This window comes from Vibrio ostreicida (assembly GCF_013074385.2).
GTDB lineage: Bacteria > Pseudomonadota > Gammaproteobacteria > Enterobacterales > Vibrionaceae > Vibrio > Vibrio ostreicida.
In genome coordinates, this window is record NZ_JABEYA020000007.1 from 50,847 (window position 1) to 66,325 (window position 15,479).

Sequence of the window (15,479 nt, forward strand, 5' to 3'; positions counted from 1 at the left end):
GGTTATGGGAAATTTGTCATAGGATATTGCTCGCGCCAAAATATGCAACTAAGTTTACAATTGATACGTCCTCAAATAGAGGCAAAAAACCATAGAAAAGTCACTGTCTATGTATTAATAAACGTTGCTTGAATTTAGGATGCCGTAGACCTCATTTAAGCTTTATCTGTGCGACTGTTCGACTCTTGGGTCAACACGTCTGCGTATAGGTACGTTCCACAATATGGCGTCACCGAGCAGACATCATAGAAAGCACTATCTAGGCAACAAAAAGACTGTTTTGTTGCATCAGGCCTTCTAAGGAAAGTTAAAATGGATAGAATTAAACTGACATTTGTCGGATTTACCATCATCACAACCTTGCTCTTTAGCTATATAGCTTTGACGTATGGAGAGCTTAAAAAAATCAACAATTACAACCAGATTGTTCGTCAGATCGGTCATCAAACCATAGAAATGAGAGACCAAATCATTCGGTCTTCGCTCCATGGCCTCTCTGAAACTAAAGCCCTTAACCGTGACCTAGTCGAGCTAGAGTATGAACTTCAGCGCCTTCCTCCCCTCGCTCCAATACACTCTCTGCTGTTTCAAGATCTTCCGACAAATAGCCTGTTAAGTACTTTTCGACACTCAGCACTCGAAGTCACTCAATCCCTTGATCAGTATATCAACCTTCAAACTCAGAAAACGTCAGCTTTTCAGTCATTTGAAAGTCGAATCAGGGCAGATAAGTCCACCGCTGTTGATGCTCTCTCTTTAGAACAAATCATGGCTCAATTATCCGTGCCAAGGTCGCCAACAAGTGGCAGTGACGTACAAGAATTGGCCAATAGCTTTATCCGTATCAGTGGGCAAAGTGAACAAGTGCTCTCGGGTTTATTGGCCCACGACAGAATGGCCTTCTTAGAACAGACAGAGCATGACTTAGCGCTCATCGCCAACTCTCTCAACGGAAAGATTTCAAATACCCTGCTCACATTCACGGTGTTATCGATCGCGGTGATAGCCATTTTCTTTGCACAGAAACTCACCACACTTCGCCGTGACAATGAGGGTTACCAACGTGAAACCGAAGCCGCTGAAAAAGCCAACCTCGCAAAATCCAATTTTCTCGCAACGATGAGCCACGAACTGCGCACACCCATGAATGGTGTGCTCGGTATTGCCCAAATCATCAAAGATGAATCACGAGAACTCGACACAAAAAAACAAGCTCAAATCATCATAGATTCGGGCCAACACTTGACCACCATACTCAATGACATTCTTGATTTCTCTAAAGTAGAGCAAGGGAAATTGGAACTTGAGGTTCAACCGTTTTTAGTCACTGATGTCATGTCTAGTATGGAAAAAACGCTGGGCCCACAAGCGAAGAGTAAAGGGCTTCAGTTCGTTATCAACAATGACATTCCGCACAACATTGAACTGCATGGTGATCCTGCCCGTACCCGACAAATCTTATTCAATCTGGTAGGGAATGCGATTAAATTTACGAGCTCAGGAAAAATTGAAATTCATTGTCAGCTCGATAAAGAAATGACCCCTCCACATGTTTGTTTGTCCGTCACAGACAGCGGGATTGGTATAGAGCAAGATAAACTCGCATCAATTTTTACTCCTTTTGAACAAGCGGAGCTTTCAACCACCAGAAAGTTTGGCGGTACGGGGTTGGGGCTGTCCATTGTTAAACGCTTAATTGAGTTGATGAATGGGGACATTTCCGTCACCAGCCAACCCTCCGTTGGGACTCGTTTCTCCGCTAGGATTCCTTTCACCCTAAAAGAAATCGAGAATGTTAAGACGGAAAGTAATCCCCTGCAAGAAGGCGACATATTAGATAACTTTACCGTTTTACTTGTGGAGGACAATCGCATCAATGCCTTGGTGGCAGAAAAATTCTGTGAGTCGATGAATTTAAGAGTGGACCATGCCCATGACGGTGTCGAAGCCATCAGCAAATTGGAACATACAAGCTATGACCTCATCATAATGGATAATCATATGCCCAATATGAATGGCTTGGACACCATAGAGCACATACGGAACAAAATGAAATTAAACACGGTTGTTTTTGCTTGTACGGCGGACGTATTTAAAGAAGCACACGATGAATTTCTTCGCAGAGGGGCAAACTTTATTCTGACCAAACCAATGCAAAAATCCAGCCTAAAAAAAGCTTTGCATCAATTTTCTAATGACTTTACGGTCAACAGAAGGCATATTGAAATGCTGGGTTCGTTACCGCAGGAGTCCGGCTATAACATTTCGATTCTGACCCGTTACCCAGCCGATACACTGCCACTGACTGAAGAGGAAATTTCTCAAAGCCCTCTATTTGACCAACTCGATCTCCATGGCGTTGACAAAATTGAGTTGCTGCAAGTGCTTGTCATCGATTTGGATGCAAAAGCTGACTCATTAATTGAGCTCTACTCGAATACACAAGCCAGTACTACAACGACCGAAATGCACGCTATTCTCCATTCACTCAAAGGCGTTGCGCTGGAGTATTCCATGGCTGAGGTGATAAGCCTCACCAAGCAAGCAGAGGATATGGCAAGAAATGGCAAAGTGCCCGACATCGACTTACTGCAGAAATTAGTCAACCGACTGATCGTCAATTGCCATGAGGCAAGAAGAATCATCAGCAGACTGAGTGGTCAGCAAAAAACGGGATAACGCCAGTTTCAATTTAAAAGACCCTGACTTGATCTAAAAAAGAGTGATTGATCACTCTTTTTCTCATATAAGGACACGCTACATTTCACTGATTATATCAAATCTGGAAAAATACAATTGGGAGTTTTCCGATAGTCTCTCAACAAGAAGACCTCTATCTCCATGATATTTATTACAAAAAAATATCATAGCTAATATCATCGCTCTTCAGCACAACACTCTCCACTTTCCACTAGTGGTGTCGCGTTCATTTCGAATTTACACTAGGAAGTGCCAAAATAAGTGAAATAGGAATTGAGTCATCGCTATGAATAATCAAACGTTAGTCGAAAGGTTCATCGACATTGTCGGCCAACAGCACGTGATCACGGAACATTCAAAAACGGAATATTATCGCTCTGGGTACCGTTCCGGCAGAGGCCAAGCACTGGCGGTGGTGTTTCCCGGTTCATTAGTTGAACAGTGGCGTCTACTTCAGGCCGCAGTCGAAGCGAACTGTATTGTGATCATGCAAGCCGCCAAAACCGGTCTGACCGAAGGCTCTGCACCAAGTGGTGACGATTACGACCGAGAAGTTGTGGTGATCAGTATCATGCGCATCAATTCGCTGCATTTGATTGAAAACGGTGAGCAGATCATCAGTTTACCGGGCGTGAGCCTTCATCAACTCGAGAAAAAACTCAAGTCCGTTAATCGTGCGCCTCATTCCGTGATTGGTTCTTCTTCAATTGGGGCGACCGTTGTTGGCGGTATTGCCAACAACTCCGGTGGTGCGTTGGTCAAACGCGGCCCCGCGTATACGGAATTAGCACTGTTTGGTCAGGTCACCCAAGAAGGCAAACTGGAGCTTGTGAACCATTTGGGCATAGACGGCCTTGGTGACACGCCAGAAGAGATTCTGGCTAATGTTGAAAAGGGTAATTTTGACCCGTCTAAGATTGTCCGTAGTGATGCCATGGCATCAGACAAAGAGTACGAGGCGCGCGTTCGTGACGTCGACGCTGAAACGCCTTCGCGTTTTAATGCCGACTCCAGACGTCTGTTTGAAGCCAGTGGCTGTGCAGGCAAGCTCGCAGTGTTTGCAGTCCGTGTCGATACCAACCCCGTCGCTGAAAAAGAGCAGCTTTTCTACATCGGCTGTAACAACCCAGAGAAGATGACGACGCTGCGCCGTGACATACTTAGTGGCTTTAAACACCTGCCAGAAATGGGCGAATACATGCATCGTGATATTTTCAATCTGGCAGAAACTTACGGCAAAGATGTCTTCCTGTCGATTCATTACCTAGGCACTGACAAGTTACCCAAGTTCTTTGCGCTAAAAGCAAAAGTTGAGTCGATTCTAAAACGCATTCCGTTTGTATCAAAAGATTTGCCTGATACCACACTCTACTGGCTGAGCAAACTGTTCCCGCAGCACCTTCCTAAGCGCATGTTGGAATTCAGAGACAAGTACAAACACCATCTGATCCTAAAAATGAGTGATGGCGGCATCGATGAAGCGAAAGCTTACCTAGAGAACGTTTGGTCTAAGCAGGACGGATGTGAATACTTTGTTTGTAATGCCGATGAAGGCAAGAAAGCCTTGCTCCACCGCTTTGCGGCTGCGGGTGCAGCTATACGCTACGAAACCATCCACTCCAACGAAGTCGAAGACATTCTGGCGCTGGATATTGCTCTACGCCGAAACGACATTAACTGGGTAGAGCAGCTACCAGAAGAGATCACCAAGGACTTAGTAATGGGTCTCTACTACGGTCACTTTATGTGTCATGTCTTTCATCAGGATTACATCTTCAAAAAAGGGGCGGATACAAAGAAGATCAAACAGAAAATGCTTGAGCTTCTCACTCAGAAAGGCGCCAAATACCCAGCAGAGCATAACGTAGGCCACCTTTATGAAGCGGAAAAGCAGCTTCAGGAGTTCTATCACTCATTGGATCCGACCAATACCTTTAATCCGGGTATCGGCAAGATGAGTAAGTACAAACGTAATTGCAGTTGCTGTGGCGGTTAAAAGCCCTAATGCTACCATCAAACGTACTCTGAGCTTTTTCAGTTCTTAATTCAAAGAGCTCAGAGGCCTTTTCACGATCACAGTGCAGCCTCACCCAAAGCCACATTATTCTGACTCCAACCAAATTTTTCGCACAGTACATTAAGTTGGTTCAGCTCATTTTGAGTCTGTTCGACCAACCAATTAAGGATTTCACTGATCATAGGCGAGTGATTGCGCTGACAACAATAGTACTGCCAGTCGCTATGTTGAAGTGAAAGCTGTTCAGGGCATTTGAGAAACTCACGCTTGAGTTCAGGTAATACCAACAGCAGATCTGTCACTGTCACTCCCTGACCGGACAAACAAGCACTTAGCGCTAAATCCAAGCTGAAAAACACCGTATCCCTGCCCTTTTTAGCTCCTTTCAGATCAACGTTGTTTAACCAGTTTTTCCAGTCCTGATGATCGAGGGTGGCGTGCAGATGTGGCAACGTCAGAACGTCACTTAACTGAATATGCTGCTTAGATAAGGATTCAGCGTAGACTGGTGCCATAAACTCATCTCGCAAAAAAGTCACATCCGAACGATTCTGGTATCGCTCACGTTTTCGCGTGTTAACGATCAGCAGATCGCAGTCTTCAGAATCCAGTGGCGGGTCTTCTTCAATCGATGGGATGATGACAATCTCGTGCTCAGGGTATCGCTCATTGAGCATCGCAACCTTCGGCATCAGAATGCGTGTGGCATAACTGAGGGCACTTTTTATCACAATACGCTTCTTATTCGGCAGCGCCCACTGAGTAATCAAGCCATCCAATGCAATGTAGTTTTTACGTAGCACTTCATAGAGGTCTTTCCCTTGCGTCGTTAACTCAATCGCTCGATGTTTTCGGTTCACTAGGGATGCTTTTAGCTCATCTTCGAGCTGTTTTATTTGACGACTGACTGCACTTTGAGTGACGTTAAGCTCATCAGCCGCTTTGGTAAAGCTCATAAGGCGTGCTACAGATTCAAAGACTTTCAATCCGTTGTGTGAATAAGGAAGATGGCGATAAGGGGACATAATTCACTTGCATGATCTGAACTCATGTAAGAATGGCATAAATGTCATTTGAAGGCCAGAGAGTAAACTCGTACCTTATTGTGATAAAGATCACGAGGCACAATGAAAAAAATTCTCTCTCTGGCATTTCCACTGATAATTTCGCAGCTCATCGCTATGGCACTGGTTCTGACTGATGTTGGGATGATGTCGCGACTCAGTGTGTCTGCGCTGGCAGCAGGAGGATTGGGGGCATCCATCTACAGTTTCGTCTTTATTGTGGCGAGCAGCACCGTGGGTTGTGTGGCGAACTTAATTGCGATTGCTTATGGTCAACGTATTGCGAGGCCGGAATACGGCAATCAGCAGATCCGCTTAGCGGTAAAAGGGGCCGTGCTACTGACGGTGATCCTGTCTGCGATATTGACCTTATGTTTTGCTTACGCGCCGCAACTACTGGTACTGGCGAAGCAGCCTCAGGAGCTCGCTGGCCCAGCAATGGAATACCTAGATGCGTTAAAATGGGCCATGCTGCCATCTCTGATGTTACTGGTGTTGCGCGGCTTAACCAGCGCGCTTGGCAATGTGCGCTCAATCATGGTGATGTCATTACTGACCGTTGCGCTCAACGTACCTATCAGCTATTTGCTTGCTTTCCAGCTAGAATTAGGCTTGGCAGGACTTGGGGCGGGTACTGCTTTGGCAGCGTTTATCGTAATGCTAGGCTACGGCTACTGGGTGTTTAAACGCCCTGAATACATGCCGTTCGCACCGTGGAAAAATACACAAGAATACTCACTATCATTGCTTAAACCTTTACTGGCGATGGGTTTACCTATAGCACTGGCTGCGCTTCTTGAACACGGCCTGATTTACGGCGGTACCTTGATGGCAGGCACCATCAGCATCGCCGCGCTCGCATTGCACCAAATTCTGCTGCAATGCCTAAGCTTCACTTGGAACATCAACTTTGGTTTCTCTCAAGCCGCAGCAATTCTGGTTGGGCAGGACTACGGTGCGGAAGACTATGACGGTATTAAGCGTACCGCCCTACGTAGCTTTGGTCTGACGACAGTGATCAGCGCAGTGCTGGCAGGTGTGTTTATGTTATGGCCTGCGCTGATCGGCTCCATTTTCAATCTGGATGCCGAGCTTTCAACACTGCTCGTCGCCGTTCTTTGGGTAATCGCGCTCTCTTTTATTGTTGACGCATGGCAACTACTGGCGATTAACCTGCTTCGCGGTATGAAGATTGTTGTTGGCCCGACTGTCGTCACCGCTGTTGGCTACTGGCTGTTTGGTCTGCCTACTGCATGGCTGCTACTGCCAGACTTTGGTTTAGGTGGCATCTGGGGCGGTATCGGTATTGGTCTAGGTGTAACTGGTGTACTGCTACTTATTCAGCTACTGTTGGCGATTAAGAAGCAACGCAATACAGATCCTCTTGCCCTAGCCATGGGTTAGTCGGTAGTATCGCTTCAACCATGAGTGAGAGAAGCGATGACAGACCTCGATATTGAATTTGAACACATTTTTCTGGAAGTAAAAGCCGAACGCTGGCACAGCATCGAACGATTCTATTTTAGCTATTTTTGCTTCCGGGAAAATTACCTCACTAAGAAAGGCAAGCCAGATTGGGAACTCGCTCGTCAGCGCTGCCTACGTTCCAGCTCCCTCACTATCATTAAACACGCTGAGCTTGAACCGCTGGTTCCACACGATGTGATCACCGGAGAAATTAAACGTTACTGGCGAGATGGTATACTCACGCCGCGCGCATTACGTCGAATTCTGGATAACTTACTTCACTATGTAACTATTTCTAAGCAAGAGCTCGCAGAACTAAAAAAAGCTGGCCTACAGAAGGCAATGCCAGCTTGTTGGTATAGCAGTAAAACAAAAAAATCAAATTTAAGGTTTAAAACTCTGAATATCTGTATTGAACTTCACAGTCAATAACGACTAGCTTGAGCCGTGAGAAAATTGAACTTGCGTTATATCGACCCAGTTTTGTATTCCAACATAGTCATTCGTTGGATCAGTTAAACTCCCACTTGTCTGTTGACTAAATATACCATTACCTGGAGCGTAATCGACACTTGGCGATGTTTCAGCATCATTTATCGTTATATTTACGGGAGTGGAAGGGGTTATGGCTTGAATTTGTTGTTTCATCTCCGCCCATATACTGCTGTTACTTGTGACATTTAGGTCTTTATTAAGCCGAAAGCCGAGTGATCTTTCTGTGACAACATTATCCTTGGTTAATGTGTAAGTTCGCAGTCCTGTTCAACCGAGTCAATTTTTACAGGTAAACAATCCAGAATGTCGTAGTTATCGAAGGTCGCCAAGCGAATATCTTCACCCAGCATGTTCTTCTCGGTCAAAAAACGCAAAACCCATGTTCTCTAGGTCTGGAATAACTAACCCTACGGTATAGGTCTGCTTAGACTTGAGCGCTCTGGCGTAGATACTCAGCTTGTAATAATTGTCTCAACATAATAACTGGCAGCAACTGGAAGTCATTTAGTCTGCAGTAAAATGGGCCAACGGCTGTGGCGCACTTGCCACTACGCAGAAAGGCGAGATGACTGCCCTACCTTGCTATCAGGCACTTGAAGAATATATCCAGAAGTAGTGGAAAAGAAGCTCTGGATAACAAAAAAGGCAGAAAAATCTGCCTTTTTTGTGTATCAGTCATAACCGCTAAAAATTAGCAAAGTAGGCTAGTCTGAAAATAGAGTGTTCTGATTTATTAGCTTCTAAAAAACTTCAACTGTATCTTTGTAAACGAGCTAACGTCGTTTCTTTTTACTTATAGATATTCAGTTAATCTTTCACCGGCTCGTTCTAAAGCAAGGTGTACAACCTTTGTAATTTCAGGGTACCCGTTATCAGGATCATCCCAGTCAACATTTTCAGGCAAAGCAACCTGTTCATTAATTTGGTGATCCATAACAATCTTGTTGTCCGATAAGTCCACCAGCTTTACATGAGTAGAGACATAACCTCTCGGTTGACTAAGCGGTATGAAGCCGTAATAGTCCCGAATAGTACCGGATGCCAAAACCTGAATAACAAGCAAATGACTTGCAGAGTATTGCTCTTTCAATTCGGCTAAATCATAACCGAAAAAACCATCCTTTTGCTGAGCTTTTGGAAGTTTATCAGCGTCAGAGGTTTTGTAATATTCTGGAAGTACTTCACTTGTACCGCCTCGCAGTTCAATTAGTTGAACAATAGCCGACTTACTTAGCTCAAACTTGTCATGGGATAAGGTATGAATATGCGATTCAACACCATCAGTGACAATCTCATTGATTGCCATATCAAGTAAACCTTCCCCACCCATGCGGTGCGCGTCCATCTCTGGAGGCTGAACAAATGCAATTGCGATATTTTTCTCTCCCCCCGTCTCCCAGAAGTTTGTTGGTATATCCATAGCCTTCTTAGATACACATCCCGAAAGGAATAGAACAAAAAAAAGACAACTGATCAGCTTTACAATTCTCATTGAGTTATTCTCTGGATTATTAAGAGAGCGCAAACTAATAACCAAGACATATAGACGCAATGATCAAAATACAATCGTGATTCAGGTCAACATTTTTTGAAAAACGCCGATTGGTTCCAGTTATTTTACAAGCAAAACGCTTCATTTCTGGGATGGCCCTTCTCCCAAAGAGCAGCATTCTTTCTAGGCGGTATTAACGGAGTACAACCTTCTTTTTCAGAGTCTCATGGCAGTTTTTTATGCCATAAGCGCCATCGGCCAAGACGGCAATGACCTTTCGGCGCAGAGAGTTGAACAACGTTGGTAGGACTTCACTATCACCAACATTGACAAGGCTGACTTCTGCACTAATCGCTTCGTGAGTATCTACAGCTAGGTGCAGTTTGCACCATGCTTTTTTACTTTCCACTCACCCTCGCCAAAGACTTTGAGGCCTGTAGAGTCAATGGCTATATGACAAATAGCCCCTCTAGAATTATTGCGATATTTGATCGGAACCGTCTTCGAGCGTTTACTCATAAAGGTGTGGTCAGGGGACGTCAGAGGCACATTAAATAATTCGAAGACCGAGTCAATAAAGCCTTGAAGTGCCCGTAGTGGCAGAGAGAAGATGCCCTTAATCATCAAGGCAGTTTCAATCACTGTATCTGAGTACTGGAAGCCTCTACCACGCTTACCATGATGGGTTTTGCATTGCCATGCCTCATCTATCCAGAACGTAACTGAACCACACTTGCAAAGAGCCTTATTGTACTCCGCCCAGTGAGTTATCTTCTTTTTTGCTTAACCCATGTCACCGCCGTTCTACCCATTACAAAGGATCAGAGCGCAGGATTTGACAAAGGTTCAACTGATTTAGGCAAAAACGCCCTTGTGCACTATCAGCCATAAAGATATTGTTGACATTTACAACGGAAATAAGGTCGTGTCTCTAAAAATTCGATATTCGAGCCTATCACACTGAATAAAGAGTATACGCCAATAGTCAAACATCAAAAGTTTTCAGAAATTTGCACTTAAGTGAATTCTTACTCTTGTATCATCTTGCCTATATTGAGGTCCGATTCTTACATAGACAAGCTAAAATACAAAATAATAATTCAAACGACATTGATTACCTTTCAAATCTTGTACTCCGTGAGGAAGTTAATGCTTTTCAGATCACCTAAATCATTGAAAAATGGACATTGATACTGGATTAATTTTGCAAAAACATTTAGATTTGTGTAACAAACTTAAATAAAGGTGATTTGTTTAATTATATAAGAATCAACATTAAGCCTGACTGAATAATAATGATAGATAAAATAATAAACCTTATAGCCAGAAGTAAAAAAGGGACTGGTGGAGTTAAGTTGCTTGCCCAAGAAATGGGGATTAAGTACAGTACGCTGTACAGCCTATATTCTGGCAAGAATAGTAACCCCACCATTGATACGGTTGGAAAGATTTGTGATTACTACAACATCACTTTCTCCGATCTTTCTGATGAAGCAGAAACACCTCATCATTTTGATTCTTTACACCCTGAAATTGTCAGGCTGTCTCAACATGAAGGTGTGGATATATTCATTAAAAACAATCACCTTATTGATACTTTACCCAAAAACAGCCAGTTGATCTTTGAAAAATTCACACCTCCTTTGAAAAACAAAAATCACTATATTTGTCTCACAGAAACTGGTGAAATTGTCTTGAGAAAAGCCATTGAAGAAGATAATAACTTTTTATTTATCTCTTCCAATAGAATATTTCACAAGAATGATTGTCCAATAATGCAACTTAAGAATGTCAAAATATAACTTTTTCAAAATAAGAATAAAACGTTCTCGACTCTATTCTATCGATGGATTGGTGGGGTTTATAGATAAAGAGATTTTTCGACACGCTTATATTGACAAACACGACGTCGATCTTCACAACGGAAAGTATTCAATTTCTGACAAACGGATCCGTGCGATCAATGTAAAAGAAAAAACCATCGAAATGGAAATATCTGATATTCCAGTGACTGTGACGATGAAAAGCCTGCTTACCCCTTCAATCAGACAAGAGCTCAATATTAGTAATGAAAACTTTGTCGCTATCTATCGCCAAATGGAGCAATAATCAATGAACGTACTAGAAAGATCGACCATGCTTGCGACTCTCGGTCTGTGCTGTTTCCTAACCGCTTCCAACATGGCTGCAGCAAAAGCGGTTGAATTCTTCGGTATCCACCTAACTGCGGGATTCTTCACCTATCCGTTTGTTTACCTCTTCTCTTCCATCATCATGGCGACACGCTCTCCAGATGTGTACTTCAAATGTATTACCTTTGCCTATTTCGGTTATCTGTCGTTTATCAGCCTGATGTACATTGCAGCGATTCTGCCCGGCGTCAACGCCGAGTCGACTTACAACAAGAGTTTTGACCTAATCTACAGCCTAAGTAACTACCGCATTTATTTATCCTCATTGTGCGCCTACTTCGTTTCCATGTTTTTGTTTGGTGTACTGTTCAACTCACTGAACATTGAAAGCATCGCAATCAGAATTGCGTTGGCGACACTGATCGTCGCCCTCGCCGACGTAAACCTATTCCTAATCCTTGCCTTCTGGGGCGTGAAAGAAAGCAGTTTACTGCTGGATATTATGTTCTGGGCAAGCATTAAAAAACTCGTCGCACAGCTAGTTCTATTGGGTCCTACCCTCTTAATTATCAATCTTATCAGGAATAAACATGAATACTGTGTTTCAAATTAGCGATTGCCATTTGAGCGATGAGTCGAGCTTCCAAAATCTAGAAAAGGCGTTGAGTGTTGCAAACGCTGATAGCGACTGCGACACTATTCTACTCACAGGTGATATCTGTTGTGGCCCTAAACCAGGCGATTATACAAAACTGCTAAGCTTTGTTTCCAAACACGTTAATAACAAACAAGTTTACGCCATTGCGGGTAACCATGACGATATCGTTTTGATGAAAAATGAGCTGAAAGGCTCTTTGATTCAGGTGGTGGATCAATGTGAGATTGCAGGGCGTGATTTCATCTTCCTCGACTCAAGCCAGAAGCCTATTGATGCTCGACACCCTCTCGGCTCAGGCAGAATAGACAATCGTGGAATCGCTCACCTGAGAAAGCAAATCCGCAAAAAAAAAGCCCCCATTGTGGTCATGCATCACCCAATCATACGTGTTGGGTCAGAGTGGATGAAAGCCATCTGCCTTGAGAACGACCAGCAAATATTCAATATCCTTAGGCAATCTGGTGTCAGAGAGGTTATTTGTGGCCATGGCCATGATCATATCACCTGCACCAAAGAAGGCATCACACAGTACATGGCGCCAGCAACCGCTTATGGATTTGATCACTCTATTCCAGAATACAATCGAAGTGAACGTATCGGAATGAACAAATTTACTATTTCAAAACAAACAATAACTGTAAATGAGGTTGTGCTATGAGATTAAGCTTGGTTCTCGATATTTCGAAAGCCGTTGTCGCGATGTATGTAGGGTTATTCTGCGTGCTGGTCAGCTATAATAATGTGATTGACTACAATACAAACTTCCAGTTTGTCCAGCATGTATTGGCTATGGACCAGATGAAGGCATTTTTTACAGGCGATAACCTGTATGGACGTGCCATCACTTCTACAACACTTCACACCGTGTTTTACAATCTGATCATCGCACTTGAATTCCTTGCGGGCGCTTTGTGCGTTATCGGTGCTGTAATTATGTTCTTCAAACGTGAAGCGGACGGATTCTCCAAGGGTCAGGCTTTCTATGTGGCCGGTGTCACCGTCGCTTTAGGTGTGTGGTATTTCGGTTTCGGTGTGGTTGGCGCTGAGTGGTTCTCGATGTGGGCAAACTCATGGAATGGCCAGATGAAGGCATACACCTTCGCTATGTTTATCATTCTTACGTTGATTTATGTCCTGATGCCAAGACCAAATAACGACTAGTTCATTACTAATAGCAATAAAAACCCTGCTGATTGAGCAGGGTTTTTTCTATCTAATCACAAGTAATTAGTCGCGTAGCGACGCACCAAACTTCTCAGATACGTGAGCCACGATAGCGTCAACCGCACCAGTAATATCAGCATCTTCTAGCGTACGCTCAACTGACTGTAGCGTCAGTGCAATTGCTAGGCTCTTCTTACCTTAATATCTAACCTCTTCATACTTTCAGGCTAACTCTACGACTAATGTCTAACTAACTGAGACTATTTGTTTTTTTCAGTTTGGTTTAAGGTACTAACAACTTCAATAATTGCGTTTATTTATAGGGTAATTTGTTCTTTATCTTTAACAGTGAACCTCAAGCTTTTTACACCAATACCAACGATATTCTTGCTTGTTTCCGACCCTATTCTTAGTCAGTCATCTTCACTTTTTAATAATAACTCAAGTTACACCTAATAAAGATTTGTCGCATTCTTTGTAGCAAACACTAACTACTCCGCTACCTCTTAATACCGGGAGTAAGTTACGTTTGTTGGAACAACACACCTCAGAGTGTGAACGAAAGGAATCAAAATGAGCAGTACTTTAGAGTCCGTACATATAAGAACAGATAAGCCTCAAGCCAGTGAGGATGAACTAACTTATGAACAACAACACAAACCAAGCTCTGAATTTGAGTCCCGAGAGCAGTATCTAGAGCACGAATTGCAAATCATGTCACCTAAACGCTGGCGTCCAAACTTGCCGTTTAAAGATTATCGATTTGAGATTGAAGACACCATCCCAGCAATGGCGGCGACCATTGGTAAAGTGGTAATGGTGGGCGCTATTGCAGCAACCTTTGCCGGAGCTCTAGGGCTAAACGAAGGGTTTATTCTAGAAAATGTTCGTTATGAATTACTTATCGCATCAGTTTTCATTATTCTTTTCTCTGGTTTTTTATTGCCAACCGCCAACCTCGCAGGTACACACGGCCCACTCATCCCTTTAATTCCGATTGTTGTTGCCGCTGGCGGACACCCGATGGCCTTTGGCTTGCTGATTGGCGCTTTTGGCTTATTGTTGGCCATCAGTAAAGGTGGCAGCATGTTGGCAAATCTCACCAGTAAAGGTGTGTGTGGTGGCTTATTGCTCTACCTAGGCTTTGTTGGGACCGTTTCTCAAGTCAAAAAGCTATTTGCTTGGGCTGAAGGCATTGGTATGAGTCACATTGCTTTCGTCGTGATCTTTTGTACCATTATTTTGTATGCGCTATTGGAACATTTCCGTAAGCGTTGGCTAGCAGTACCTCTTAGTTGCTTGCTGGGTGGCACGTTAGCTTTTGCGATGGGCGCACCGTTTTCTTTCCAAACCGAGCCTGGTTTGCCTCATATGAACCCTATGTATTGGTGGGGAGAAGATACTGGTTGGATGCTTGGCCTACCGACAATTGAACACTTCATGGTGGTATTGCCGTTTGCTATTTTAGCAGTGGCTATGTGGTCACCGGACTTCTTAGGACATCAGGTCTTCCAAAAAATCAGCTACCCGGAACGTACCGAAAAAGTACACATGAATATTGACGATACCATGACCACGGCTTCTATTCGTCAAACGTTTGGTTCTTTGCTCGGTGGCACTAACTTTACCTCTTCATGGGGGACTTACATCGTACCAGCGGCTATAGCTAAACGCCCTATTCCTGCTGGCGCTTTGCTGACGGCTCTGTTTTGCATCATCGCTGCAATTTGGGGCTACCCGATGGATTTAGCTATCTGGCAACCTGTACTTTGTGTTGCACTAATCGTTGGTGTATTCATCCCATTGCTAGAAGCTGGCATGGAAATGACGCGCGAAGGGAAAACCACTCAATCTGCCGCGATCGTTGTATTTTCATCAGCGCTGGTAAACCCTGCATTTGGTTGGTCGCTCACTATGCTGTTAGACAACTTAGGCTTAGTCGGTTGTAAAGAACGTAGCGGTGAACTGAGCAAGATGAGCCGCTGGGTGTTGCCAGGCATTATGTTTGTTGTACTAACAAGTGTGATGGCGTTGGTTGGTCTTCTTCCAGAGATACCAGCGATTATTCCAAGCTTTCGCTAACCGTTAGACGCGAGTTAAAGCCAATGGGTATTTAACTTCTCGGCCATCTCCGAAAAACACAAAGGCCTCGCTATTGCGAGGCCTTTGATTTTCTTAGGAGATGATCAGTCAACTCATTTCTGCCCCATTCAGAGCTTGCGCAACAGTACACATGGAAGTCCAGCCAGAAATTAGCCCAACTTTTACTAATGACAGGTTGAGCGAAACC

General features: G+C 43.8%; 12 protein-coding genes and 4 pseudogenes. 11 read left to right on the top strand and 5 right to left on the bottom strand.

Annotation, left to right across the window (positions count from 1 at the left end):
* Nucleotides 1-312: 312 nt before the first annotated feature.
* Together HLM86_RS11630 and dld are read left to right on the top strand one after the other, a co-directional pair.
* Entirely contained in the window at nt 313-2,679 is a 2,367-nt protein-coding gene (locus HLM86_RS11630) for a hybrid sensor histidine kinase/response regulator (RefSeq protein ID WP_170882893.1), read from the top strand.
* A gap of 307 nt (nt 2,680-2,986) precedes the next feature.
* The gene (dld, locus tag HLM86_RS11635; protein WP_170882894.1) at nt 2,987-4,696 is read left to right on the top strand and encodes a D-lactate dehydrogenase; all 1,710 of its coding nucleotides are present in this window, start codon (nt 2,987-2,989) and stop codon (nt 4,694-4,696) included.
* Between the two features lie 77 nt (nt 4,697-4,773).
* On the opposite strand, the gene HLM86_RS11640 is transcribed toward dld, so the two are convergent.
* Nucleotides 4,774-5,742 carry a LysR family transcriptional regulator gene (locus tag HLM86_RS11640; protein WP_076586849.1) on the bottom strand — a complete coding sequence of 323 codons (969 nt, stop codon included), beginning with the start codon at nt 5,740-5,742 and terminating at the stop codon, nt 4,774-4,776.
* A gap of 102 nt (nt 5,743-5,844) precedes the next feature.
* Between HLM86_RS11640 and HLM86_RS11645 the strand changes: the two genes are divergently transcribed.
* Both HLM86_RS11645 and HLM86_RS11650 read left to right on the top strand, forming a co-directional pair.
* Nucleotides 5,845-7,185: an MATE family efflux transporter gene (locus HLM86_RS11645; RefSeq protein ID WP_076587564.1), complete on the top strand. Its 1,341-nt coding sequence runs from the start codon at nt 5,845-5,847 to the stop codon at nt 7,183-7,185.
* Between the two features lie 36 nt (nt 7,186-7,221).
* Nucleotides 7,222-7,680, top strand: coding sequence for a hypothetical protein (locus tag HLM86_RS11650; protein WP_170882895.1), 459 nt, complete (start codon nt 7,222-7,224; stop codon nt 7,678-7,680).
* A gap of 314 nt (nt 7,681-7,994) precedes the next feature.
* Here the strand turns inward: HLM86_RS11650 and HLM86_RS20345 are convergent.
* Nucleotides 7,995-8,120: pseudogene (locus HLM86_RS20345) on the bottom strand (transcriptional regulator); the annotation flags it as partial.
* Nucleotides 8,121-8,209: 89 nt separating this feature from the next.
* On the opposite strand from HLM86_RS20345, the pseudogene HLM86_RS20350 reads away from it, so the two are divergent.
* A pseudogene (locus tag HLM86_RS20350) lies at nt 8,210-8,359 on the top strand (aminoimidazole riboside kinase); the annotation flags it as partial.
* Between the two features lie 177 nt (nt 8,360-8,536).
* Here the strand turns inward: HLM86_RS20350 and HLM86_RS11665 are convergent.
* Together HLM86_RS11665 and HLM86_RS11670 are read right to left on the bottom strand one after the other, a co-directional pair.
* On the bottom strand, nt 8,537-9,163 hold the full coding sequence (locus HLM86_RS11665; RefSeq protein ID WP_254868799.1) for a cytidine deaminase: 627 nt from the start codon (nt 9,161-9,163) through the stop codon (nt 8,537-8,539).
* A 209-nt stretch (nt 9,164-9,372) separates the two neighbouring features.
* Nucleotides 9,373-10,006: pseudogene (locus HLM86_RS11670) on the bottom strand (IS5 family transposase); the annotation flags it as partial.
* Nucleotides 10,007-10,530: 524 nt separating this feature from the next.
* Between HLM86_RS11670 and HLM86_RS11675 the strand changes: the two are divergent.
* Genes HLM86_RS11675 through HLM86_RS11695 form a run of 5 tightly spaced genes read left to right on the top strand, consistent with a single transcriptional unit; the run spans nt 10,531 to nt 13,186 of the window.
* A complete protein-coding gene (locus HLM86_RS11675) occupies nt 10,531-11,037 on the top strand; it encodes a helix-turn-helix domain-containing protein (protein WP_170882897.1) in 507 nt (168 codons plus the stop codon).
* Nucleotides 11,024-11,344 carry a hypothetical protein gene (locus tag HLM86_RS11680; RefSeq protein ID WP_076586854.1) on the top strand — a complete coding sequence of 107 codons (321 nt, stop codon included), beginning with the start codon at nt 11,024-11,026 and terminating at the stop codon, nt 11,342-11,344. The genes HLM86_RS11675 and HLM86_RS11680 overlap by 14 nt, the downstream gene beginning before the upstream one ends.
* 3 nt (nt 11,345-11,347) lie before the next feature.
* Entirely contained in the window at nt 11,348-11,980 is a 633-nt protein-coding gene (locus HLM86_RS11685) for a queuosine precursor transporter (protein ID WP_076586856.1), read from the top strand.
* Nucleotides 11,958-12,683: a metallophosphoesterase family protein gene (locus HLM86_RS11690; RefSeq protein WP_170882898.1), complete on the top strand. Its 726-nt coding sequence runs from the start codon at nt 11,958-11,960 to the stop codon at nt 12,681-12,683. Before HLM86_RS11685 ends, HLM86_RS11690 begins: the two co-directional genes overlap by 23 nt.
* On the top strand, nt 12,680-13,186 hold the full coding sequence (locus tag HLM86_RS11695) for a DUF2165 family protein (RefSeq protein ID WP_170882899.1): 507 nt from the start codon (nt 12,680-12,682) through the stop codon (nt 13,184-13,186). Before HLM86_RS11690 ends, HLM86_RS11695 begins: the two co-directional genes overlap by 4 nt.
* Before the next feature lie 66 nt (nt 13,187-13,252).
* On the opposite strand, the pseudogene HLM86_RS11700 reads toward HLM86_RS11695, so the two are convergent.
* Nucleotides 13,253-13,387, bottom strand: a pseudogene (locus HLM86_RS11700) (phenylalanine--tRNA ligase subunit beta-related protein); the annotation flags it as partial.
* Between the two features lie 375 nt (nt 13,388-13,762).
* Between HLM86_RS11700 and HLM86_RS11705 the strand changes: the two are divergent.
* On the top strand, nt 13,763-15,271 hold the full coding sequence (locus HLM86_RS11705; protein WP_170882900.1) for a DUF3360 domain-containing protein: 1,509 nt from the start codon (nt 13,763-13,765) through the stop codon (nt 15,269-15,271).
* Nucleotides 15,272-15,479: the final 208 nt, after the last annotated feature.